This is a genomic window from Candidatus Blochmanniella pennsylvanica str. BPEN, from assembly GCF_000011745.1.
GTDB classification, from domain to species: domain Bacteria; phylum Pseudomonadota; class Gammaproteobacteria; order Enterobacterales; family Enterobacteriaceae; genus Blochmanniella; species Blochmanniella pennsylvanica.
On record NC_007292.1, the window covers coordinates 570628 to 594579 of the forward strand.

A 23952-nucleotide genomic window follows, 5' to 3' on the forward strand; every position below is an offset into this window, starting at 1 on the left:
TATGATTTCTCATGAACATCCTATATCTATTTATTGGAATGATTGTTCCAAATCTGAACAAAAAAAACTGCTGACCCGTCCAATAAATAACAAATTAAACGATATTTATATAAATGTTAAAAATATACTTACAAAAGTTTATAACGAAGGCGATCGTGCTTTATTTAAATTTAATTTTGATTTTGACAACGTCCAAACTACACAATTGCAAATCCCAACTGAAATTATCATGAATTCGGGACGTAACTTGTCTAATGAAATAAAACAAGCAATACATACCGCCATGACCAATATAACACGGTTTCATCAAGCACAATGTTATTCAGAGATAATCGTGGAAACTCTTCCAGGCGTATATTGCCAACAAATTATTCGCCCATTAAATATTGTTGGACTATATGTACCAGGAGGAACTGCACCGCTGTTGTCAACAGTTATGATGTTAGGTGTCCCAGCTCGTATTGCAAAATGTAAACGTGTAATATTATGTTCACCCCCACCAATTCCGGACGTAATTATATATACCGCACAACTTTGCGGTATCGACGAAATTTATCAAATAGGAGGTAGTCAATCTATAGCCGCTATGGGATTTGGCACTGAGTCTATTCCGAAAGTAGATAAGATATTTGGACCAGGTAATATATGGGTTACAGAAGCAAAACGACAAATTAATCTTGCTCCAAATGGAGCTGCTATTGATATGCTAGCTGGACCTTCCGAAATATTAATTATTGCAGATAATACGGCTAATCCTATTTTTATCGCAGCAGACCTTTTGTCACAATCAGAGCACGGACCTGATTCGCACGCAATACTTATAACGCCCTACTCGTGCATTGCAGAAAAAACAAAAAAAGAGCTACATAAACAATTAAAAATATTACCACGAAATGATATCGTTCGTAACGTATTATTGAATAGTCGCATGATTATTACTAATAATTTAATGGAATGTTTTTCTATAAGCAATAGCTATGCTCCAGAGCATTTGATTATTCAAATTGAAAATGCATCAGATTATTTACATTACATCACGAATGCCGGATCAATATTCCTTGGAAATTGGTCTCCGGAAACTGCTGGAGATTATGCAAGCGGGCCTAATCACGTTTTACCTACATACGGGCGCGCAGTTGCCACATCTGGTCTAGGAGTTATAGATTTTCAAAAAAGAATGTCGGTACAACAATTAACCCAAAATGGATTATTGCAGCTATCATCAACCATTACAACATTAACACAAATCGAACAATTAAAAGCTCATGAATATGCCATAACACATCGTATAAACTATATCAAGGAACAAAATGAACATTCGTTACTTGGCTAGGAATAATATATTAACTCTTAAACCTTATCAATCTGCTAGAAAATGCACACATTCAGGTAACATATGGCTGAACGCTAATGAATTTCCAATCGCTCCCGACTATCAATTTCGTTATAAAAAAATTCATAGATATCCTACTTGTCAACCACAAGAAGTGATCAACAATTATGCTTATTATGCCGGGGTTCGATCTGATCAAATTTTAGTGTCGAGAGGAGCCGATGAAAGTATTGAATTATTAATGAAAGTTTTTTGTAACCCTGGAAAAGACGTTATTATATTTTGCCCTCCGACATACGGTATGTATAAAACCACTGCAGAAATTTTAGGAATTAATTATCGGATTATACCTAAAAAGGAAAACTGGCAACTTGATTTAGCATCCATTAAATCACAATTAAACAATGTTAAATTAATTTATATTTGTAATCCAAACAACCCTACCGGTAACATTATTCATTTAAATAGTTTAAAAAAGTTATTAAAAATTATTCAAAACCGAGCGTTATTAGTAACTGATGAAGCATATATTGATTTTTGCCCGGACGCAAGCCTAGTACGTTGGCTACCAATGTATCCTCATCTGGTTATATTAAGAACTTTATCTAAAGCTTTCGCGTTAGCAGGATTACGCTGTGGTTTCACTTTAGCTAATCCAGAAATTATTAAATTATTAGAAAAAGTGATCGCACCATACCCATTGTCTACTCCAGTAATTGATATCGCAGAACAAGCTTTAACCCCTATAAGCATACAATACACCCAGAATAGAATAGCTACAGTCAATACAAACCGAAACATATTAATTACAGGCTTAAAAAAATGTTCTTGTGTTCAACAAGTATTTAATAGTCACGCTAATTATGTATTGGTTAAATTCAATCCAAAATATCAGGTTTTTAAGACATTATTGCATCAAGGTATAGTTTTAAGAGATCAAAGCAATCAACCAGGATTAGTTAATTGCTTGCGTATCACTGTCGGCACATATAATGAATGCAAACACGTAGTTTCTGTTTTAAAAAAATTACATGTTGCATCTTTATCTATATAGATAAATAGGAGCGCTCATGAATCATAAAGTTTTATTTATAGATCGTGATGGAACCTTAATTAATGAACCAAAAGACAATTTTCAAATTGATTCTTTAGACAAATTCTCATTGGAACCATATGTGATTCCTGCTCTTATAGCGTTAAAAAATATAGGTTTTGAATTTGTTATAGTTACTAATCAAAATGGATTAGGAAGTGCTTCATTTCCTAAAGAAAAATTTGATAAGCCACATCGTCTAATGATTCAAATATTTCAATCTCAAGGTATTAAATTCAATCAAATACTAATTTGCCCTCATCTTCCAGAAGAAGAATGTAGTTGTCGTAAACCAAAAACTGCATTAGTAAATTCTTGGCTAATCGATAACAAATTAAATAAATTTAATAGTTATGTTATCGGAGATCGAAATACTGATATGATTTTAGCAACTAATATGGATATTCAAGGAATACAATATAATCGTACTAATTTTGGTTGGAAAAAAATTAAAAACTATTTAACGCAACGTCACAGATCAGCACATATTCATCGCATCACTGAAGAAACTAATGTAGACATCACGATATGGTTAGATCAAAATAATAAAAGTTACATTAATACTGGGATTAATTTTTTTAATCATATGTTACAGCAAATAGCTGTGCATTCTGGATTATGCATGAATATTACGGCAAAAGGCGATTTACATGTAGACGATCATCATACTGTAGAAGATACAGCTTTAACATTAGGAAAAGCTTTAAACACTGCATTGGGCAACAAATGTGGCATCGGAAGATTTGGATTTACCTTGCCTATGGATGAAAGTATTGCGCAATGTGTATTAGATCTTTCTGGACGAACATACTTTCACTATGAAGCTAACTATACTTTTCAAAAAATAGGAGATCTTAGTACTGAAATGATAGAACATTTTTTTCGTTCATTATCTTCAAAAATGGGTTGTACTTTACATTTACAAGCAACTGGCAAGAATGATCATCATAAAGCAGAAAGTTTATTTAAATCTTTCGGGCGATCGTTACGTCAAGCCATTTACATAGACAATAACAATATACCAAGCTCTAAAGGAACATTGCTATGAATATAGTTATCATAGACACCAACTGCTCTAATTTATTATCTGTAAAAACCATGCTACATAGATTAGGACACAACCCAATAATAAGTGACAGAGCTGATGTTATATCTCAGGCGGACAAACTGTTTTTACCAGGAGTAGGCACTGCTTCATCCGCGATGAAACAATTAAAAAAAAAAATCTAATTACATTGATACAAAATTGTACTAAACCAATATTGGGTATTTGCTTAGGAATGCAGTTATTTGGATCTATAAGTTCTGAAAATAATGGTGTAAACACTTTAAATATTATTCATACACCTGTCAAACGTATGCAATACCACGGTTTTCCCTTGCCACATATGGGATGGAATACTATTACTATTCCAAAAAAACATTTTTTATTTTATGGCATAAAAGAAAATGATTATTTTTATTTTGCACATAGTTATTGCATAAAAGTATGTTCTGTAACAATTTCTCAAACAAATTACGGACAATTATTTAGTTCGGTTATAAAATATAAAAATTTTTTTGGTGTACAATTTCATCCAGAAAAATCAGGAATGCCCGGTCAACAATTAGTAAAAAATTTTTTGGAGATATAATTTGTGATTATTCCTGCGCTAGATATTATTAACGGAAATATAGTTAGACTATATCAAGGATCTTATTGCATGCAAACTAATTACGGCGAACCTATATCATTATTAAAGGAATACATACGACAAGGAGCAAAAATGATACATCTAGTTGATCTAGATGGAGCAAAAAATCCATTAAAAAGACAAAGTTTATTAATTAGTCAACTAATAAAAGAAGCCAATCCTTTATCTAAGATACAAATAGGAGGAGGTATACGTAACGCTTCAGATGTAGAAATTCTGTTAGAATCAGGAGCAACACGTATAGTATTAGGTTCTATAGCAGTTACACAACCAAAGATAGTAAAAAAATGGTTTGAATATTTTGATCCAAATACTTTAGTTTTAGCGGTAGATATACACGTTTATTCTGAAGAAAATCGAAAAGTTGCTATTTACGGTTGGCAAAAAGAAACTGATTTGCAATTAGAACAAATAATAGAAGAATATTATACTGTAGGCTTAAAACATGTTATTTGCACAGATATCTCCAAAGATGGAACTTTGTTAGGTAGCAATATATCTTTATATCGATCAATATGTCATGCTTGGCCACGAATAGCATTTCAATCGTCTGGAGGTGTTAATAAATTATCAGAAATATCTAAATTACGTTCTTCTGGAGTGGCAGGAATCATTATTGGTCGTGCTTTTTTAGAAAATACATTTACTATCAATGAGGCTATATCATGTTGGCAAAACGAATAATTCCTTGTCTTGATGTAGGTAATAACAAAGTAATTAAAGGAATACAATTTAAAGATCATAAAATTGTAGGAGATATCTTAGAATTAGCAAATAGATATGCAAAATCAGGAGCCGATGAATTAGTATTTTATGACATCACAGCATCACCTAATGATCAGGTAGTGAATAAGAGATGGATTTCTCAGATTGCTAAAGTAATAAACATACCATTCTGTGTGGCTGGGGGCATAAATACATTAAAACAAGCTAAACAAATTCTTGCATCTGGAGCAGATAAAATTTCAATTAATTCTCCTGCTTTAATTAACCCAATGCTAATCCAAGAACTAGCTGATCATTTAGGCACACAATGCGTTGTAGTTAGCATCGATACCTGGCATAATCCTCAAAAAAAGATTTACCAAGTAAAATGCTATACTGGGGACAGTACTCGTGCAAAAATCACAACATGGCAAACATTGGATTGGGTTAAAAAGGTACAAGAATATGGAGCTGGAGAAATAGTATTAAATATGATGAATCAAGACGGAATGAAAAATGGTTATGATTTAGATCAATTACGAAATATTAGAAAACATTGTCAAGTACCACTTATAGCTTCTGGAGGAGCTGGTACCTATCAACATTTCTTAGAAGCCTTTCGTGATGCCGACGTAGATGGGGCGTTAGCAGCTTCAGTATTTCATAATCAAATTATTGACATTCATAAATTGAAACAATTTTTAAATAAAGAAGGAATAAAAATTAGATTATGCTAATTAAAAATCAGCATCAGCAATTAAATTGGACTAAAAATCATGGTCTAATACCCGCTATCATACAACATGCTGAATCAGGAGAAGTATTAATGCTAGGGCATATGAATAAAGAATCAATAATAAAAACAGAACAAACTAAGCATATTACTTTTTTTTCACGCAGCAAAAACAGATTATGGACTAAAGGAGAAAAATCTGGAAATATATTAAAATTAATCAATTGGTATTCAGATTGTGATCAGGATGCGTTATTAATTTTTGCTTTGCCTCATGGACCTACTTGTCATAATAATACTAGCAGCTGCTTCCATCCTGGGATAGCAGAATTAAGTTTTCTTCATCAATTAGAAAATATTATATCCTCAAAAAAAAATATATCATCTTATCTCCCTAATACATCCTACACATCTCATTTGTATGCTAGTGGCGTCAAACGCATTGCTCAAAAAGTTGGTGAAGAAGGCCTGGAAACTGCCCTTGCAGCTATTTCCTGTTGTAATACAAAAGAACTCATTAATGAAGCATCAGATCTAATTTACCATTTATTAGTCCTATTACAACATAAATCATTAAATTTTAATGCAATCATCAAGGAATTAAAAATTCGCAATAATAATAACAAATTAAACCAATAAACAATAATATTGTACATATATAAATATGTATAATGAAACCAAACAATTACTAATGTCATTAGTAATGACATATATAATCAATATTAATATATTTATAGGAATACCAATTAATTTATTATACATATAACAAAAAACAATCCTAATGAATAAAAACTAATAAATTGCGATATCTCCAATATCCCACATATCATGGGATATTGGTTATTACTTAAATTATTCAATTATTATTGAAATAATATTCACCACCTTATATTTATTTTAACCAATCAGTGTGAAACGTACCTTTTTTATCAAAACACGTATAAGTATGTGCTCCGAAACAATCTCTTTGAGCTTGAATAAGATTTGCAGGTAACACATTACTGCGATAACTATCATAGTAAGATATAGCAGCAGATAATGTAGGCATGGGAATACCGTATTTAATGCCGCACACTACCACCTCTCTCAACATTTGTTGGTAATCATTCGCGATATTGACACAATACGGAGACAATAACAAATTAGTAATATCTGGAGTTTGAGAATAAATATCAATAATTTTTTGTAAAAATTTTGATCTAATTATACATCCCGCACGAAAAATCTGAGCAATTTGTTTGTAATTCAAATCCCAATGATACTTATCGGACGCAATTTTCAATTGATAAAAACCTTGTGCATATAAAATAATCTTGCTGAGATATAACGCTTTTCGCGCCTTTTCTACGTATAAACATTTGCTTTCAAAACAATTTTCTCTATTAGGTCCTAACAATATTTTTGATGCTTTAAGACGTTGTTGTTTAAGTACAGACATATAACGAGCAAACACTGATTCAGTAATCATACTTAATGGTATGCCTAAATCAATTGCATCTTGACTAGCCCATGCCCCAGTACCCTTATTTCTAGCCACATCTAATATAGAATCAAGAATGTAACCATGCTTGGCATCTTTTCTAACGAAGATGCGACTTGTTATTTCGATAAGATAACTATTTAATTCGCCTTGATTCCATTTATCAAAAATTTCTCCTAATGCTTCATGAGTTAAATGAAATATATTTTTTATAAAAAAATATATTTCAGCAATTATTTGCATATCTCCGTACTCTATGCCGTTATGTATCATCTTCACATAATGACCAGATCCATTTGGTCCTATATATGCAACACAAGTTTCATCATTAACACGAGCAGCAATTTTCTTAAAAACCGACTCAACCATTTTATATGCATCTATGTTCCCTCCAGGCATAATCGATGGCCCTTTTAAAGCCCCTTCTTCTCCCCCAGAAATACCAGTTCCAATAAAATTTATCCCTTTTTTTGATAACTCAAGATTACGACGCATAGTATCTTTATAAAATGAATTACCTCCGTCAATTAAAATATCTCCCGGATTCATATAAGGGGACAATATTTTTATAACATTATCGATATGCGTTCCTGATGTAATCATTAAAAATATAAAACGAGGTTTATTTAAAGATAGCGCGAACTCCTCTATTGAATAACATGGGATGATATTTTTTTTTGGATTATTAGTAACAACTGCATCGGTTTTATCCTTAGAACGATTATAAATCGTAACACAATAACCTTTACTTTCAATGTTTAATGCTAAATTTCGACCCATAACACCCATACCGATAATACCAATCTTTTTTTGTTTGAACATATCTGCTCCTCTGGGGTATAAGTATGTTATATATTTTAATAATAGTTAAATAATGACTAATTTGTATCTAGTTCATAATATGAACATATTATACATAAATACTTCAATATAAAAATAAAAAGTTTTAAACAATATTTAAATGTAAATACAAAACATACAGCAATAATCAGATTGAACAACGTTATAAAATCGTAATTAACAGAGCCAATTGTGAATATTTATTTTAAAAAATATCTTCAAGGCGGACCATATACATATATGTATTTTATACATCATAATAAAAATATTATTACACCGTACTAAATTAAATTTAAAATGCATAATAAATTATAAAATAGAATTTTTATTGAATATAAAACCACCATTACAACAATATTAAAACATTAATAAAAACTATTAAAAATAACCAAATACAATTTTAATTATCATAATATATATATACAATAAGTACTGTATATTCATGATGTAAATTATAAAAAACAATTACATTTTAACAATTACAGTATATGTCGTCATACGACATATTTAAATTTTAAATCCACAAAACTATTATGACTACAAAAAAAATGCTAGTTACTTGTGCCTTGCCTTACGCTAATGGTTCACTTCATATTGGACACATGTTAGAACATATACAAGCAGATATCTGGGTTCGTTATCAACGCATGCAAGGAAATTGCGTATACTTTATTTGCGCAGATGATGCGCATGGAACTGCCATTATGTTAAAATCACAACAACTTAATATAGCTCCAGAACAAATGATTGCCCAAATACGACAAGAACATCAACGAGATTGCTATAAATTCGGAATTAGCTATGATAACTACTATTCTACTCACAGTGACGAAACTCGTGAATTACTGCATGACATTTACTCTCGATTAAACACACGTGGATTCATCAAATCTAAATTTATTTCTCAATTATATGATTCTAAAAAAAATATGTTTTTACCGGATCGATTTGTTAAAGGCATATGTCCAAAATGCAAAAAAGATGATCAATATGGAGATAATTGTGCAGCATGTGGTACTATCTATACCTCTTTAGAGCTTATAAACCCCAAATCAGTTATTTCTGGAACGTCTCCGATAATACGCAAGTCTGAACATCTCTTTTTTGATTTACCAGCTTTTACTGATACATTGCGTACATGGATTCGATCAGGAAGCATACAAAAAGAAGTAGCTAACAAAGTAGAAGAATGGTTTAAATTAGGTTTAAAAAAATGGGATATTTCTAGAGACGCTCCTTATTTTGGATTTAAAATTCCTAATTCTTCAGAAAAATATTTTTATGTATGGATGGATGCCCCTGTCGGATATATGGGTACCTTTAAAAACCTATGCAAAAAAAACAAAAACATATCTTTTAACGACTTTTGGGGATCAAATTCCAAAACTGACTTATATCATTTCATAGGTAAAGATATTATTTACTTTCATTGTTTATTTTGGCCAGCTGTTTTGTCAGGTAGTCAATTTCGAAAACCAACTAATATATTTGTTCATGGGCATGTTACTTTAAATGGATCTAAAATATCAAAATCTAAAGGGACTTGCATCAACGTAAGTACTTACTTATCATGTTTAAACCCAGATTATTTAAGATATTATTATGCCACGAAGCTTTCATCTCATGCTAACGACATAGACTTGAATTTATCAGATTTTATTACTAGAGTAAATTCGGATATTATTAATAAAATATTAAATTTAGCATCTAGAAATTCTGGATTTATACATCAATATTATAATGGCCATTTGTCGAATACATTAACACATCCACTTATATATAATATGTTTATTGAATCCAGACATTATATAGGAAAATTATTTCAAAAAAGAGAATTTAACTACGCAATGCGTGAAATTATGAAATTAGCAGATGAAGCTAATCGTTACATAGATAAACATGCTCCGTGGCATATCGCAAAAAAAATAGACCGTAGACAAGAGGCATTATCTATTTATTCTATGGGTATTCAGTTGTTTCGTGTGCTGATGATCTATTTGAAACCTGTCTTACCTAAATTAGCTAATTATAGCGAATGTTTTCTCAACACTCGTCTTACATGGGGCAGTCTTTCTGCGCCTTTATCAAATCATCGAATTAATAAATTCAAAATAATTTTTTCTCGAATCCATCCCGATCAAATTGCATCTATGACAAATAAATCTCAATTACATGAGCGCCTTACGGATAATAATGTATGAAGAGCACAAATCACACTCTTTAACAATAAACATAATATAACGTTAAAACAACTAACTGTATCATTGCATACGCTACACAATGGAAACTGTACAGGAATTGTATTATCAAAAATTAAAGATATATATGATATATACTTTTGTTTAAAAAAATATTACTCGAAAAAACTTAACATACATACAAATGTAATGTTACATTCAATACATTAATGCAGATAAATAAAAATATTTCTTAATCTTGTGATTACACAAAATAATACAATTAATTCTTTTAAAATACTTTAAAATAAAACAAAATCATATTAACATATGTTATCTACAAAAAATAATTACTAATAAAATTAATAACAATAAACAAAATTAAATATTAAATAAATTTTTATTATAACCATTCCTTTTATTCATAAAACTATTACTTGATAGAATTTATTTTATTTATGTGCGCCATTCATATCAATATTCTTATATAATTTAAAAAATTTTGGCTTCTAAGTATACTCATTCATGTTTCCATTAAAAATGGCACCTCTAAAGACAACACTCCTCAACTACATTTGCAATAAACTAAACGAATCTAAAAACATAATATGGATATAGATATTAAATCCATATTATTAATTAACACAAATAAATTCAATTACACTGAAATTTTAATTTTCATAGTCTTTTTTGACACATTTAATCATAAAAAATAAATTTAAATCAATCTATTTAATAAAAAGCTATATACATGATTTTCTACTTAAATTTATATTCTGATATACAGTTACAGTTCTATATCAATAAAAATAAACCTTTAAAACGATTCTAATATCTATTCAAATAAACATAAAACATTCCATTTTCATTACAAATACTTAAACAAATATTATAAATCAGATTGCTATGTCTTTAAAAATTCATATTATATGATATATAATAACCTTATTAAATTTTAAATAAAAAAATATAAATCAATGGTTACAATACATAATTGCGTGCAGAAATTCTTCTCTAGTATTCGTATTAGATTCAAATAACCCCCCTAGCGCAGTAGTAGTTGTAGTGCTGCTAACATCATGAATACCCCTAGCTTTAACACAATAATGTACTGCATCAATAAATATTGCCACATTATCTGTATTAAGTAAGGTTTGCAACGCTAAAAAAATTTGTTTTGTTAATCGTTCCTGTAACTGCGGTCTTTTAGAAAAAAATTGAACTATTCTATTTATCTTTGACAAACCAATCACATTTTTTTCTGGAATATAAGAAATAGTCACTTTACCATTAAAAACAATGAAATGATGTTCACAAGTGCTGGTGATATTAATACCTCTCACTGTAATCATCTCATTTATTTGCATTGTATTTTGAATAATTGCAATTTTAGGAAAATTTGAATAATCCAATCCTGAGAAAATTTCTTCTATATACATCTTAGCTATACGTTTAGGAGTATTTAACAAACTATCATGTTCCAAATCGAGATTAAGAAGATGCACAATAGCTCTCATATGGTTTTCAATACGACGTTTACGTATTTTATGATTAATATTCAACTCAATTAATGGATTTTCTAATCCTCGAACTGATAAAGCATCACGTACTAATAGCGCTTCTTGTGTTAATATAGACATATAACTTTCTCTAAAAATACATTCAAGAAAAACTTTTCGCGTAATATTATATCGTACTAATCACCTTCGAAACATTTTAATTAAATCAAGTATACATTGATTAATATTAAAAATGCATATTTTATTATTACAAACCCGCAATCAAGTATATAAATTTTTTTAAATTACTTAGATCTTTTTATATAATTACATTTGTTATAGAAAAACACCTGAACATCACCAACACTTGCGTGTTGTAAAAAAATAAATACTATAATTTATGCAAGAGCATCAAGAATGTATTCCTCATTTTTATACATAAATATCTCTGTAAATCACCTTTATAATTTTGTAATCTACAAATAAATTATATATTCATTAATGTATTAAAAATACAAAAATCAAATTATATTTATTCGTTTATTTTTAATATATTTTTTCTATCGAAAATATTTTACAAACAATCAAAATTGTTAAAAAGTGATCAAATCATTGAGAGTATTTATTCTATTACATTTTTATGAATTTTATGATACCATAAATGCTTTAAAATAAAATTTGATATCAAATTCAATGAATATCACGAGCATAGGACTATAAAACCATCAGAATTTTTTATAATTTTCACAAATTGATATACTTAAGACAAATAAAATACATCAGACTAATATAATCAGATATACCTAATGAGGTATAAATGTTAAATTTTCAATTACTTTCATTGTTTAATATATTAAACGGTTGAAATGATTCACTTGAGAATTCATTACGGAAGACAAATACTAAAGAATATTTATTGGCATATAGTATTTAATTATATAAATGGTTATTCATCTTGTCTTATGTGATAAGAGAGTCATCGTTTTAAATTTATAGATATTATAATCAAATTATTAATAAAAATACTTAATATGGTACTACAATAATGTTAACAATCAAAGCTAATTTACGTATTTATCACAAAAAAGGCGCAACAAGACGATTACGTAAACAAAACAAATGTCCAGCTGTTATCTACAATAGAGGCCAAGAACCAAGCATACCCATTATATTGAATCAAAACGATATTTTACATCCTGAAGCTGTAATACAATTATACAAAAATAATGTTATTCTATTGTTTATAGAAAATCAACAACCTATTACAGTCAAAGTGCAAGAACTACAATATCATCCTTTCAAGTCCAAATTAATCCATATTGATTTTACACGTGTTTAATAACATAATTTATCTTATAAATAACACCTAATTAAAAAATACATCTTTAATTATAAATTAAGATTTGTTTTCTTTATATAATGAAATATTAAATGCACATTAACCATGTAATAAAATGTTTATTAACAACTAATGAAATTAAATTTAATAAATATTGAACATAAAATGATAAAATACCAATACATATAACATCAAATATATATATAAAAATATCTGAGTGATCACAAACAAAAACTAAAAATTATTTTCAGGATAAAAATATACAGTTGTGTATTCATAAAAAATAATATTTTTTACAAATTTTTTATAATAAACCTAAAACGGCATGTAGCGTAGTTTGGTAGCGCACCGTCATGGGGTGTCGGGGGTCAGAGGTTCAAATCCTCTCATGCCGAAAATATTTCAATACAGCACCATCTACATGATAAAAACAATTTTTTTTATCATGTAGATCTAGCGCTAATTCTACCAATTTCGTAATTAGCTCTTGCAAATTTAATCCACTTACCTCCCACAATTTAGGATACATACTATCGAAAGTAAATCCAGGTAACGTATTAACTTCATTAATAAAAATTTTATTATCCAAATTTAAAAAAACATCTACCCGCGCCATTCCAGAACAATTTAACACTTGAAATGCACGTAAAGCAATATGACGAATATCATCACTTATTGCATCATTAATTAACGCAGGTATCATAATCTGTGCTTTACGTTTCACATATTTATCATGATAAGTATAAAAATTATTATCTGATAATATAACTTCACCACACACACTAATTTTCGGATTATCGTTACCCAATACTGCGCATTCCAACTCTCTTCCAATAATAGCTGGTTCTATTAATATTTTATTACTAAAAGAGAAAGCTTTGATTAAAGCTAAGTTAAAATCTTTACATTTAGTAACTTTCGATACTCCTATCGATGACCCTTGATTTGATGGTTTCACAAACAAAGGTAGTCCAAAGATAGAAACAAAATAATCAAAATCTATATTATGTTGATCCTGAGCCAAAACAGTTCTAAATGGTACTACGGATAAACCCGCATCACGCAACAAACATTTAGACACGTCTTTATCCATCCCTACAGATGAACTCAAAACATTAGATCCAACAAATGGCAAATTCATCATACACAATAAACCTTGCAAAGCACCATCTTCTCCTAGTGTTCCATGAACTACAGGGAAAATAACATCAAATTTTAATAAAATATTTATATTTTTAGTATGAAATTTAAACGGATAAGGACAGTTTTGTAACAAAATGGAAATTTTTTCATCTTTATGATACGATAAATCATTAAAATCGATATCTTTCAAATGCCAACATCCTTTTTTATCTATCCATAAAATCATGGCCTCGAAACGAAATTTATCAATAAACTGTGCAATACACATAGCTGATTTCAATGAAATCTCGTGTTCTAAAGAACGACCCCCGCAAATAATACCAATGCATAATTTAGACATATTCCATTCCTTGATACATTAAAAAATACTAAAACAGGCGAATTAATATTTTAATTCGCCTGTTTTAGTATTTAATGTCGACCTATTCTTAAAATGCGTAAGCTACGCCCAACGCAATAACATTATCGGTACAAATCTGAGACGCACTGGTGAAACTATCCTTATGTAATAAATTAATTCTATAATCTATAGTAGTACAAATATTTTTATTAAAAACATAACTTGTTCCAACTGTAACACATTTTTTTAAGAAATTGCTGTAAGCATCATTTTCCGCATCATTAGCTTTTGAATACAAATAAGATACAGAAGGACGTAAACCAAAACCAAATTGATATTGGGCCACTAATTCAATATTCTTAGCTTTATTAACAAACCCATAAATATATTCTGGATTAAGATTATCACAAAAACTACCGAATGGAGTCATATTATAAGTCTCTCCATAAATTGCTGCTACATACATACCGTTTCCATCATATTTTATGCCCAAGGAGTATGCTTCAGCATTAGCATTACAACAAAGATTGCTATCTAAACCAGTTTGTTCAATGATACGTTTATTATTAGTGTAAGCCAGGGATGCAGCAAACCCATTGTCCAATGAATAAGATGCAGATACCCCGTATCCTTCTCCGTTAGCCGTTTTTAAAGTACGACCCGTTGCTTTGTTCACATCATTTTTACCTTGATATTGCAAGGCAAAATCCAGTCCATTCACGAAACCAAAAAAATTTTTATTACGATATGTAATCACATTCGAACTACGATTAGATAAAAAATTATCTACAAACAATATATCTCCTCCAAATCCTGGTGTTACATCTGTCCATGCTCCCACATCATACAATACTCCATAATTTCTTCCGTAATCAATGCTTCCTAAATTTCCAAATTTTATTCCTGCATATCCAAGCAACACCTTATCATTATTATTTACGATGCTTCCTTCAGTATTCTTTAAGGAAATTTCATGCTCCCACATACCAAAACCAACAATTTGATCATTAATATATGTTGTTCCAGAAAAACCATATCTTACAAACGAATTATCCCCATTTTTAGTATTATCTTTAGAAAAATAATGACCTCCAACAAGACTACCAAACATATCTAATATATTTCCATCTTTATTGTAAATTTCAGAAGCCACGGCAGTGCTTGCCATAACCATAGTTGCAACCAGGCTAGTAAAACACCGTAATTTCATATTAATACCTCACCATATAGTAAATAAAAAAAATACTATTTAACAATTTCAATAACATCCAGTAACTTTCTTCAAAAATAAATCAACAACTTTATATGCGCCAATCCATTCTTAGTTATTAACTATTACATAATAAACCGCCACTTTGCTCACATTCCCATTGTATCAACTATATCGGCATATTAATAAAATACAATTCTCCAGCAATTTAGCTTATATTTGAACAATAGACACAAAAAATATTACGTATAAACACATAAAAACCCACATGTTTCTCTCTATCTATATTATTTACTATCTAATACACAACGATTTCTTATTCAATGTACATATCTAACAATTCCTGTCATTGAATATCATATTACTTATGATCATAATGTTCAATATCAATAACAAAATGATCATATTATAATATAACATTGCATGTTTGTTACATTACCTCAACTTAAATAACCACTACTCCAATTAATTATTTCATAAATCATAGTAATTATTTTTTATTATTATATTAGAAATAATTACTGTATACCACATATATATTAACATAATAAATATTAAAAAATGAATAAACAACACAAAATACAATATTAATTGTTACAGATGTAAAAATCCCATATTATTGAATAAAATTTCACTATTAAACCCAACAATTAATAACGATAAATTCTCTTCAATACTGAGTCAAATAAAAAAATTTTAATTTCTATACCGATTCCACAACACACTGTAATCCAACGACGCATTCATTGCATGCTGTACGAATTAACATAACTCCTTGAGTATTACGTCTAATGATATTAACTTCAGAAACACGAGTGCGCACTAATCGACCTAAGTCAGTGATCATTACTATTTGATCAGATTGATTTACTTGCACAGCACCAATTACATTACCATTTCGCTCCGTAACCTTAATAGAAATCACACCTTGAGTCGCGCGAGACTTGATTGGATATTCTGATTGATTAGTACGTTTTCCAAAACCATTTCGAGTAACAGTAAGAATAGAACTCTTATCTTTTGGTATAATTAAAGATACTACGCGATCACCTTGTAATAAATGAATACCTTTCACGCCAATCGCCGAGCGACCTACACTGCGCACCTGCGTTTCTTTAAATCGTACAACTTTTCCGTAAGCAGTAAACAACATTACCTCATTACTACCATCGGTTACATCAGCTCCAATTAATTCGTCCCCATCATTAAGATTCAATGCAATAATACCAACATTACGTGGCCGACTAAACTCAGTAAGTGGCGTTTTTTTTACAACTCCACTACTAGTCGCCATAAATACTTGATGTCCTGTTGTATAATTTTGAATTGGTAAAATAGCAGTAATTCGTTCATTCACATCTAATGGTAACAAGTTAATAATTGGTTTACCTCGTGATCCACGACTAGCTGCAGGTAATCGATAAACTTTCATCCAATATATACGCCCATAATTAGAAAATAACAAAACCGTATCATGAGTATTAGCTATTAATAATCGCGTAATAAAATCTTCTTCCTTAATTCGTGTTGCTAATTTTCCTTTTCCTCCTCGTTTTTGCGCCTCATAATCTGTTAATGGTTGATATTTAACATAACCTTGATATGATAAAGTTACTACTACATCTTTTTGATTAATTAAATTTTCAACATTAATATTTTCAATATTGCTACTAATTTCAGTACGACGAGAATCGTTATACTCTTCTTGTATCATCAATAGTTCTTGACGAATTACCCTCATAAGGCATTTAGGATCTTTTAAGATAGAGATTAAATTTTTTATTTTTTCTAACAAACTGCTATATTCTTGCAATAATTTTTCATACTCCAAAGTAGTAAGTTTATGTAATTTTAAATCTAAAATAGCTTGTGCTTGATTCTTGGTAAGACAATATTGATTATTGTGAACAGCATTCTTGACTTCTGACCCCTCAGATTTCATCAAATTAATAGAAGTTCTCTGTTTCATATCAAAGACATTGCCTATATTCCACGATGAAGATATTAAAACAGAACTAGCTTCCACCGAACTATTAGATTGACGAATAAGTTTAATAACTGAATCAATATTAAATAATGCAATCGCTAACCCCTCTAAAATATGAATACGACTACGAGCTTTCTTTAATTCAAAAGTAACACGACGTATTACCACTGCGCGACGATGACATACAAAGGCAGATAAAATGTCTTTTAATGACATAATTTTTGGTTGGCCTTGATGTAACGCTACCATATTAATACCGAATGAAGTTTGTAACGAAGTTAAAGAATATAAATTATTTAAAATTACCTCACTAATAGCATCACGTTTAATTTCAACAACTATTCGCATACCATCCTTATCAGATTCATCACGCAAATTATATATTCCCTCAATGCGTTTTAATTTTGCTAATTCCGCGATCTTTTCTAACAATCGAGCCTTATTAACTTGATAAGGAATTTCATATATTACGATAGATTCACGACCACTTTTAACATCAGTTTCAATTTCCGACCGAGCGCGAATATAAATTTTACCTCGTCCGGTGCTATATGCTTCTTTCAAACCACCGCTATCATTAATAATAGCAGCAGTAGGAAAATCTGGGCCCGGAATATATTTCATTAATTCTTCAATAGTAATATCCTCATTATCTATAAACGCCAAACATCCATTAATTACCTCAGAAAGATTGTGAGGAGGGATATTAGTAGCCATTCCTACAGCAATACCAGAAGAACCATTAACCAAAAGATTTGGAATTCTAGCAGGTAATATTCCTGGGATACTTTCAGTGCCATCATAATTTAGTTCATAATCAACAGTTTCTTTGTCTAAATCTAACAATAATTCATTTGCTATTTTAGACATACGTACTTCAGTGTAACGCATAGCTGCCGCTGGATCACCATCTACTGAACCAAAATTACCCTGTCCATCTACTAAAGCATAGCGCATTAAAAAAGGTTGTGCCATGCGTACTATAGTTTCATATACTGCGGTATCCCCATGAGGATGATATTTTCCAATAACATCACCTACTACTCTAGCTGATTTTTTATAATTTCTATTCCAACAATTCCCAAGTACTTGCATGGCAAATAATATACGCCGATGCACGGGTTTTAATCCATCTCGAACATCTGGCAATGCGCGCCCAACGATCACTGACATGGCATAATCTAAATAAGAATGTGTTAATTCTTCTTCTATGTTAATTTGTGTGATTTCTTTAGCAAAATCATTCATGCATTTATATCCTCTATTTATTTTTTAATTTATATATATTAAAAATTATTTAAATAATCTATTAAACTGTAATATAAACTGTTTTAATAATATTTAAATTACTCTATAAAGATAAATACATTTATCATGTTACATATAAATCAGTTCATAACCATATTTCGATGAACTGATAGTTGTAAATAATTTATATACTAATATTCAAATCTATAGCGTTCCCATTTTCTTATTTTAAGAAAATCTTAACATAAAAGACATAATTATTGATGAGCTTACAGAAAAATCAAAAAATATGAATAAAAAAAAAATCGATGAATTCAAGACATCCACATCACAATGGTGGGGTCCTTTTAATGCATTTAAACCATTGCATCACATTAATTCGACACGCTTTAATTATATTATTGAGCATAGTCATGGACTATTTGGTAAAAAAATATTAGATATTGGCTGCGGTGGAGGTATTTTATCAGAAAGTATGGCAGAAGCAGGCGCAGAAGTTGTTGGGTTAGATATCAATGCTTCTGTTTTAGAAGTTGCAAAATCACATGCCTTACATCAAGGATTAAATATTCATTACATACAAGAAACAATAGAAAACCATGCCTTAAACCATGCTAATCATTACGATGTAGTAACCTGTATGGAAGTTTTAGAACATGTACCGTGTCCTTCATCAATCGTTCATGCTTGCTCTACTATGATTAAGATAGATGGATCAGTATTTTTTTCCACATTAAATCGTACATTTAAATCATGGCTGTTCGTTGTAATAGGCGCTGAATATATTTTTCGCATTATTCCAAAAGGCACTCATAATTTTAATAAATTTATTACCCCATCTGAATTACTAGAATGGATTGACTCTACCATTTTAGAAGAACAAAACATCACCGGATTATGCTATAATCCCCTCACGAATAAATGCGCCTTAATACGTAACCTCAATACAAATTATATCTTACATGCTAAACTAAAAAAATAATCGCTCTATATGATATAGAGCGATTACAAATTAATAAATAATAAGCGTTTACTATTGCAAGAACAATTTTTTTTAATATGATCAATATAATATTAAAGACATAATCCAATTGTTCAATTATATTAAAATAATAATACGGTACAGCATAATCACATGTATTTATAGGCACAATCAGTTATTATTGATATTTAGAATATTTATACCAAATAAGAATCATGCAATATTTTCCACCTGTATTACTATTTAATTAATTACTATTTTATACATAAAATTATGATGTCATTATTAATTCACCGAATTATCACGAGTCTGATCCATAATTTACTCATCACAAATTACTGTGGTCTAATATTATTATTATTTCACAACAGGTATACATTTATATGAACCAAACTCTACTAGTTACCAAACGAAACGGTCATCACGAACCTATTAATCTTGACAAAATTCACCGAGTTATTAATTGGGCCGCCAAAGGATTAGAGCAAGTCTCTGTTTCACAAGTAGAATTGCGTTCCCACATACAATTTTATAATGGAATAAAAACTTCCGATATTCAAGAAACAATCATAAAAGCAGCAGCAGACTTGATTTCTGAAGAAGAACCAGACTATCAATATTTAGCAGCACGTTTAGCAGTATTTCATTTACGTAAAAAAGCTTACGGTCAATTTGAACCACCAAAACTGTATAATCATGTGTTACGATTAATAAAAATTGGTAAATACGATCAACATTTGCTAGATGATTATAATGCGGAAGAGTTTAATCAAATGGATACATTTATTGATCATTGGCGGGACATGAATTTTTCATATGCTGCTGTAAAACAATTAGAAGGTAAATACTTAGTACAAAATAGGGTAACCGGAGAAATTTATGAAAGTGCTCAGTTTTTATATATATTAACTGCGGCCTGTTTATTTTCTAAATATCCCAAAAAAACTCGAATGCATTACATTCAACAATTTTATGATGCGATATCAACTTTTAAAATTTCTTTAGCAACACCTATTATGTCTGGAGTACGCACACCAACACGCCAATTTAGTTCCTGTGTATTAATCGAATGTGATGATAGTCTTGATTCTATCAATGCAACATCCAGTTCTATTGTAAAATATGTTGCGCAACGCGCTGGAATAGGTATTAACGCTGGACGTATTAGAGCATTAGGTAGTCCAATACGTAACGGAGAAGCGTTCCACACCGGATGTATCCCATTCTATAAACATTTTCAAACAGCAGTAAAATCATGCTCTCAAGGAGGCGTACGTGGAGGAGCGGCCACACTATTTTATCCTATTTGGCATTTAGAAATAGAAAATTTACTTGTTTTAAAAAATAATCGTGGAATCGATTCTAACCGAATACGTCATTTAGATTATGGTGTACAAATCAATAAATTAATGTACCAACGTCTTATTGAAGGAAAATATATTACACTATTTAGCCCATCTGATGTGCCAGGACTATATGAAGCTTTTTTTAATAATCAAAATGAATTCGAACACTTATATAACATATATGAAAATGATCATAATATTAGACATCGAAAAATTAAAGCAATAGAATTGTTTTCTTTAATGATGCAAGAGCGAGCTTCTACTGGAAGAATCTATATTCAACATACAGATCACTGTAATACTCATAGTGCTTTTGATAGTATTGCCGCTCCAGTTCGTCAATCCAATTTATGCTTGGAAATCACTTTACCAACCAAACCTTTAAATAACATTAATGACCATAATGGTGAAATTGCTTTATGTACACTATCTGCTTTCAATCTTGGTAACATTGAAAATCTTGATGACTTATCTGAACTCTCTATTTTAATAGTAAGAGCTCTCGACGCTTTATTAGATTATCAACATTATCCTATTCCTGCTGCACAACGTAGTGCTGTAAGAAGACGTTCTTTAGGCATTGGAGTAATTAATTATGCTTATTATCTTGCTAAACATGGGGTACGCTATTCAGATGGTAGTGCTAATAAACTAACACATCGTACTTTCGAAGCTATTCAATATCATTTATTAAGAGCGTCTAACAATTTGGCTCAAGAAAAAGGATCTTGCGAGTGGTTCAATGATACTTCATATTCAAAAGGAATCTTACCTATTGATACATATAAAACAGACCTGAATTCATTTATTAATGAACCATTACATTATAATTGGGAAGATTTGCGTGTAAAGATTAAAAAGTATGGATTACGAAATTCTACATTATCTGCATTAATGCCATCAGAAACTTCGTCACAAATTTCTAATGCTACTAATGGGATAGAACCTCCCAGAGGTTACATTAGCATAAAAACTTCAAAAAACGGAATTTTGCGTCAAGTAGTACCTGAATTTATTAAACTAAAATCTGATTATGAATTATTATGGCAAATACCGGATAATCGGGGATATCTACAATTAGTAGGGATTATGCAAAAATTCATTGACCAATCCATTTCAACTAATACTAATTACGATCCCTCTCGATTTCCAGAAAACAAAGTACCTATGAAACAGCTACTTTCAGATTTATTATACGCATACAGACTTGGTATTAAAACATTATATTATCATAACACCCGTGATGGAGCTCAAGATGTACAAAAAACACTGCCACATAACCAATCAAATATTTGTACAAGTGATGCTTGTACAATTTAGAAAAGTAACTACTATTTACTAAAACCTACATATTTATTTTTAAAAAAGGAATAAAAATGATTTATACAACTTTTTCTCAAAATAAAAATAATCAACTGCTCGAACCGATGTTTTTAGGACAACCAGTAAATATCGCTCGATTTGATCAACAAAAACATTCCATTTTCGAAAAATTAATTGAAAAACAACTTTCGTTCTTTTGGCGCCCAGAAGAAATAGATATTTCTAAAGACCGTATAGATTTTCAATCATTACCAGACCATGAAAAACACATTTTTATTAGCAATTTAAAATACCAAACTTTATTAGATTCTATTCAAGGACGCAGTCCCAATATTGCATTATTACCATTAATTTCTATACCAGAACTGGAAATTTGGGTAGAAACTTGGTCATTTTTTGAAACCATTCACTCCCGTTCCTACACCCATATTATTCGTAATATTGTTAATCACCCATCTTTGATATTTGATGATATTATCAGCAACAAAGAAATTTTAAAACGTGCTAAAGATATTTCGACGTACTATGATAATTTAATTGAATTAACCAGTTATTATCATATCTTAGGCCCCGGTATTCATCAAATCAATAATAACACTGTCGCAGTAAACTTACATGAACTTAAAAAGAAATTATATTTATGTTTGATTAGCGTTAACGTCCTAGAAGCTATTCGTTTTTATGTCAGCTTTGCCTGTTCTTTTGCATTTGCTGAACGAGAACTCATGGAAGGTAATGCAAAAATTATACGACTTATAGCACGTGACGAAGCTTTGCATTTAAACGCTACTCAACATATTTTAAACTTAATGCGCTCTGGATCAGATGATCCAGAAATGGCCGATATCAGTACAGAATGCCAACAAGAAAGTTATGCGCTGTTTTTAATGGCTGCAGAACAAGAAAAAAATTGGGCTAACTATTTATTTAAAGATGGCTCTATGATAGGTTTAAATAAAGATATACTTTGTCAATATATTGAATATATTACCAATATACGCATGCAAGCAATCGGGCTAAGAACACCCTTCAACATTAAATCTAACGTGATACCATGGATTAATTCTTGGTTATCATCAGATAATGTTCAAGTGGCGCCACAAGAAGTAGAAGCCAGTTCTTATCTAGTAGGCCAAATAGATCCTAATATTGACGAAAATGAATTTCATGACTTTCAATTGTAAAATATTTTTTCTTCAAAAAAAATATTTAAATATACAATTTGCGCATAACAACAGAATGTATCGTTCCTTATTAGAAGCATTGGAAATGCATCATATACCATCATTAAATTATCAATGTCGATCAGGTTACTGTGGAAGTTGCCGTGCCTTATTAATAAGAGGAAAAGTACAATATTACACAGAACCTTTAGGTTATATTCATTCTAATGAAATTTTGATATGCTGCTGTGTTCCTATAGAACATATTATATTAAAACTACTGTAACACGTGTTTTAAACGACATTATTATAAATTC

Annotated in this window: 16 protein-coding genes, 1 tRNA gene and 2 pseudogenes; 14 read left to right on the forward strand and 5 right to left on the reverse strand. The window is 30.1% G+C overall.

Going from position 1 to position 23952, the window contains the following annotated elements; all coding sequences use genetic code 11:
* Position 1: 1 nt before the first annotated feature.
* The 7 genes and pseudogenes from hisD to hisIE all read left to right on the forward strand — a co-directional run bounded on the left by hisD (position 2) and on the right by hisIE (position 6197).
* A complete protein-coding gene (gene hisD / locus BPEN_RS02360) occupies positions 2–1333 on the forward strand; it encodes a histidinol dehydrogenase (RefSeq protein WP_011283004.1) in 1332 nt (443 codons plus the stop codon).
* Positions 1311–2387, forward strand: coding sequence for a histidinol-phosphate transaminase (gene hisC, locus BPEN_RS02365; protein WP_011283005.1), 1077 nt, complete (start codon positions 1311–1313; stop codon positions 2385–2387). Before hisD ends, hisC begins: the two co-directional genes overlap by 23 nt.
* A gap of 16 nt (positions 2388–2403) precedes the next feature.
* Positions 2404–3474, forward strand: a complete 1071-nt coding sequence (hisB, locus tag BPEN_RS02370; RefSeq protein WP_011283006.1) for a bifunctional histidinol-phosphatase/imidazoleglycerol-phosphate dehydratase HisB — start codon at positions 2404–2406, stop codon at positions 3472–3474.
* Positions 3471–4060, forward strand: a pseudogene (hisH, locus tag BPEN_RS02375) (imidazole glycerol phosphate synthase subunit HisH). Before hisB ends, hisH begins: the two are co-directional and overlap by 4 nt.
* Before the next feature lie 3 nt (positions 4061–4063).
* Entirely contained in the window at positions 4064–4804 is a 741-nt protein-coding gene (gene hisA, locus BPEN_RS02380; RefSeq protein ID WP_011283008.1) for a 1-(5-phosphoribosyl)-5-[(5-phosphoribosylamino)methylideneamino]imidazole-4-carboxamide isomerase, read from the forward strand.
* Positions 4786–5562, forward strand: a complete 777-nt coding sequence (gene hisF / locus BPEN_RS02385; RefSeq protein ID WP_011283009.1) for an imidazole glycerol phosphate synthase subunit HisF — start codon at positions 4786–4788, stop codon at positions 5560–5562. The genes hisA and hisF overlap by 19 nt, the downstream gene beginning before the upstream one ends.
* On the forward strand, positions 5556–6197 hold the full coding sequence (hisIE, locus tag BPEN_RS02390; RefSeq protein ID WP_011283010.1) for a bifunctional phosphoribosyl-AMP cyclohydrolase/phosphoribosyl-ATP diphosphatase HisIE: 642 nt from the start codon (positions 5556–5558) through the stop codon (positions 6195–6197). Before hisF ends, hisIE begins: the two co-directional genes overlap by 7 nt.
* A gap of 253 nt (positions 6198–6450) precedes the next feature.
* Here the strand turns inward: hisIE and gndA are convergent, their stop codons facing one another.
* The gene (gene gndA / locus BPEN_RS02395) at positions 6451–7860 is read right to left on the reverse strand and encodes an NADP-dependent phosphogluconate dehydrogenase (protein ID WP_011283011.1); all 1410 of its coding nucleotides are present in this window, start codon (positions 7858–7860) and stop codon (positions 6451–6453) included.
* Positions 7861–8411: 551 nt separating this feature from the next.
* Between gndA and metG the strand changes: the two are divergent.
* Positions 8412–10046: pseudogene (gene metG, locus BPEN_RS02400) on the forward strand (methionine--tRNA ligase); the annotation flags it as partial.
* A 983-nt stretch (positions 10047–11029) separates the two neighbouring features.
* On the opposite strand, the gene folE reads toward metG, so the two are convergent.
* Positions 11030–11695, reverse strand: a complete 666-nt coding sequence (gene folE, locus BPEN_RS02405) for a GTP cyclohydrolase I FolE (protein ID WP_011283013.1) — start codon at positions 11693–11695, stop codon at positions 11030–11032.
* Positions 11696–12599: 904 nt separating this feature from the next.
* On the opposite strand from folE, the gene rplY reads away from it, so the two are divergent.
* Both rplY and BPEN_RS02415 read left to right on the forward strand, forming a co-directional pair.
* The gene (rplY, locus tag BPEN_RS02410) at positions 12600–12893 is read left to right on the forward strand and encodes a 50S ribosomal protein L25 (protein WP_011283014.1); all 294 of its coding nucleotides are present in this window, start codon (positions 12600–12602) and stop codon (positions 12891–12893) included.
* 321 nt (positions 12894–13214) lie between these two features.
* Positions 13215–13288: transfer RNA gene (locus tag BPEN_RS02415), tRNA-Pro, on the forward strand.
* On the opposite strand, the gene BPEN_RS03300 is transcribed toward BPEN_RS02415, so the two are convergent.
* From BPEN_RS03300 to gyrA, 3 genes are all read right to left on the reverse strand, one after another.
* Positions 13270–14376, reverse strand: a complete 1107-nt coding sequence (locus BPEN_RS03300; RefSeq protein WP_011283015.1) for a D-alanine--D-alanine ligase family protein — start codon at positions 14374–14376, stop codon at positions 13270–13272. The two genes, BPEN_RS02415 and BPEN_RS03300, sit on opposite strands and share 19 nt — an antisense overlap.
* 88 nt (positions 14377–14464) lie before the next feature.
* On the reverse strand, positions 14465–15586 hold the full coding sequence (locus BPEN_RS02420) for a porin OmpC (protein WP_011283016.1): 1122 nt from the start codon (positions 15584–15586) through the stop codon (positions 14465–14467).
* A gap of 703 nt (positions 15587–16289) precedes the next feature.
* Complete coding sequence (gene gyrA, locus BPEN_RS02425; protein ID WP_011283017.1) at positions 16290–18821, reverse strand: DNA gyrase subunit A; 2532 nt, start codon at positions 18819–18821, stop codon at positions 16290–16292.
* A gap of 256 nt (positions 18822–19077) precedes the next feature.
* Between gyrA and ubiG the strand changes: the two genes are divergently transcribed.
* From ubiG to yfaE, 4 genes are all read left to right on the forward strand, one after another.
* On the forward strand, positions 19078–19803 hold the full coding sequence (gene ubiG / locus BPEN_RS02430; RefSeq protein ID WP_420021772.1) for a bifunctional 2-polyprenyl-6-hydroxyphenol methylase/3-demethylubiquinol 3-O-methyltransferase UbiG: 726 nt from the start codon (positions 19078–19080) through the stop codon (positions 19801–19803).
* 383 nt (positions 19804–20186) lie between these two features.
* On the forward strand, positions 20187–22469 hold the full coding sequence (nrdA, locus tag BPEN_RS02440) for a class 1a ribonucleoside-diphosphate reductase subunit alpha (protein ID WP_011283019.1): 2283 nt from the start codon (positions 20187–20189) through the stop codon (positions 22467–22469).
* A gap of 56 nt (positions 22470–22525) precedes the next feature.
* Entirely contained in the window at positions 22526–23656 is a 1131-nt protein-coding gene (gene nrdB / locus BPEN_RS02445; protein ID WP_011283020.1) for a class Ia ribonucleoside-diphosphate reductase subunit beta, read from the forward strand.
* The gene (gene yfaE / locus BPEN_RS02450; RefSeq protein WP_011283021.1) at positions 23631–23921 is read left to right on the forward strand and encodes a class I ribonucleotide reductase maintenance protein YfaE; all 291 of its coding nucleotides are present in this window, start codon (positions 23631–23633) and stop codon (positions 23919–23921) included. The genes nrdB and yfaE overlap by 26 nt, the downstream gene beginning before the upstream one ends.
* Positions 23922–23952 lie beyond the last annotated feature (31 nt).

Coding starts and splice junctions, on each gene's coding strand:
- BPEN_RS03300 (WP_011283015.1), bottom strand. CDS start 14,376: ATGTCTAAATTATGCATTGGTATTATTTGCGGGGGTCGTTCTTTAGAA.
- hisC (WP_011283005.1), top strand. CDS start 1,311: ATGAACATTCGTTACTTGGCTAGGAATAATATATTAACTCTTAAACCT.
- gyrA (WP_011283017.1), bottom strand. CDS start 18,821: ATGAATGATTTTGCTAAAGAAATCACACAAATTAACATAGAAGAAGAA.
- yfaE (WP_011283021.1), top strand. CDS start 23,631: ATGAATTTCATGACTTTCAATTGTAAAATATTTTTTCTTCAAAAAAAA.
- nrdA (WP_011283019.1), top strand. CDS start 20,187: ATGAACCAAACTCTACTAGTTACCAAACGAAACGGTCATCACGAACCT.
- gndA (WP_011283011.1), bottom strand. CDS start 7,860: ATGTTCAAACAAAAAAAGATTGGTATTATCGGTATGGGTGTTATGGGT.
- nrdB (WP_011283020.1), top strand. CDS start 22,526: ATGATTTATACAACTTTTTCTCAAAATAAAAATAATCAACTGCTCGAA.
- folE (WP_011283013.1), bottom strand. CDS start 11,695: ATGTCTATATTAACACAAGAAGCGCTATTAGTACGTGATGCTTTATCA.
- hisB (WP_011283006.1), top strand. CDS start 2,404: ATGAATCATAAAGTTTTATTTATAGATCGTGATGGAACCTTAATTAAT.
- hisD (WP_011283004.1), top strand. CDS start 2: ATGATTTCTCATGAACATCCTATATCTATTTATTGGAATGATTGTTCC.
- hisIE (WP_011283010.1), top strand. CDS start 5,556: ATGCTAATTAAAAATCAGCATCAGCAATTAAATTGGACTAAAAATCAT.
- BPEN_RS02420 (WP_011283016.1), bottom strand. CDS start 15,586: ATGAAATTACGGTGTTTTACTAGCCTGGTTGCAACTATGGTTATGGCA.
- rplY (WP_011283014.1), top strand. CDS start 12,600: ATGTTAACAATCAAAGCTAATTTACGTATTTATCACAAAAAAGGCGCA.
- hisF (WP_011283009.1), top strand. CDS start 4,786: ATGTTGGCAAAACGAATAATTCCTTGTCTTGATGTAGGTAATAACAAA.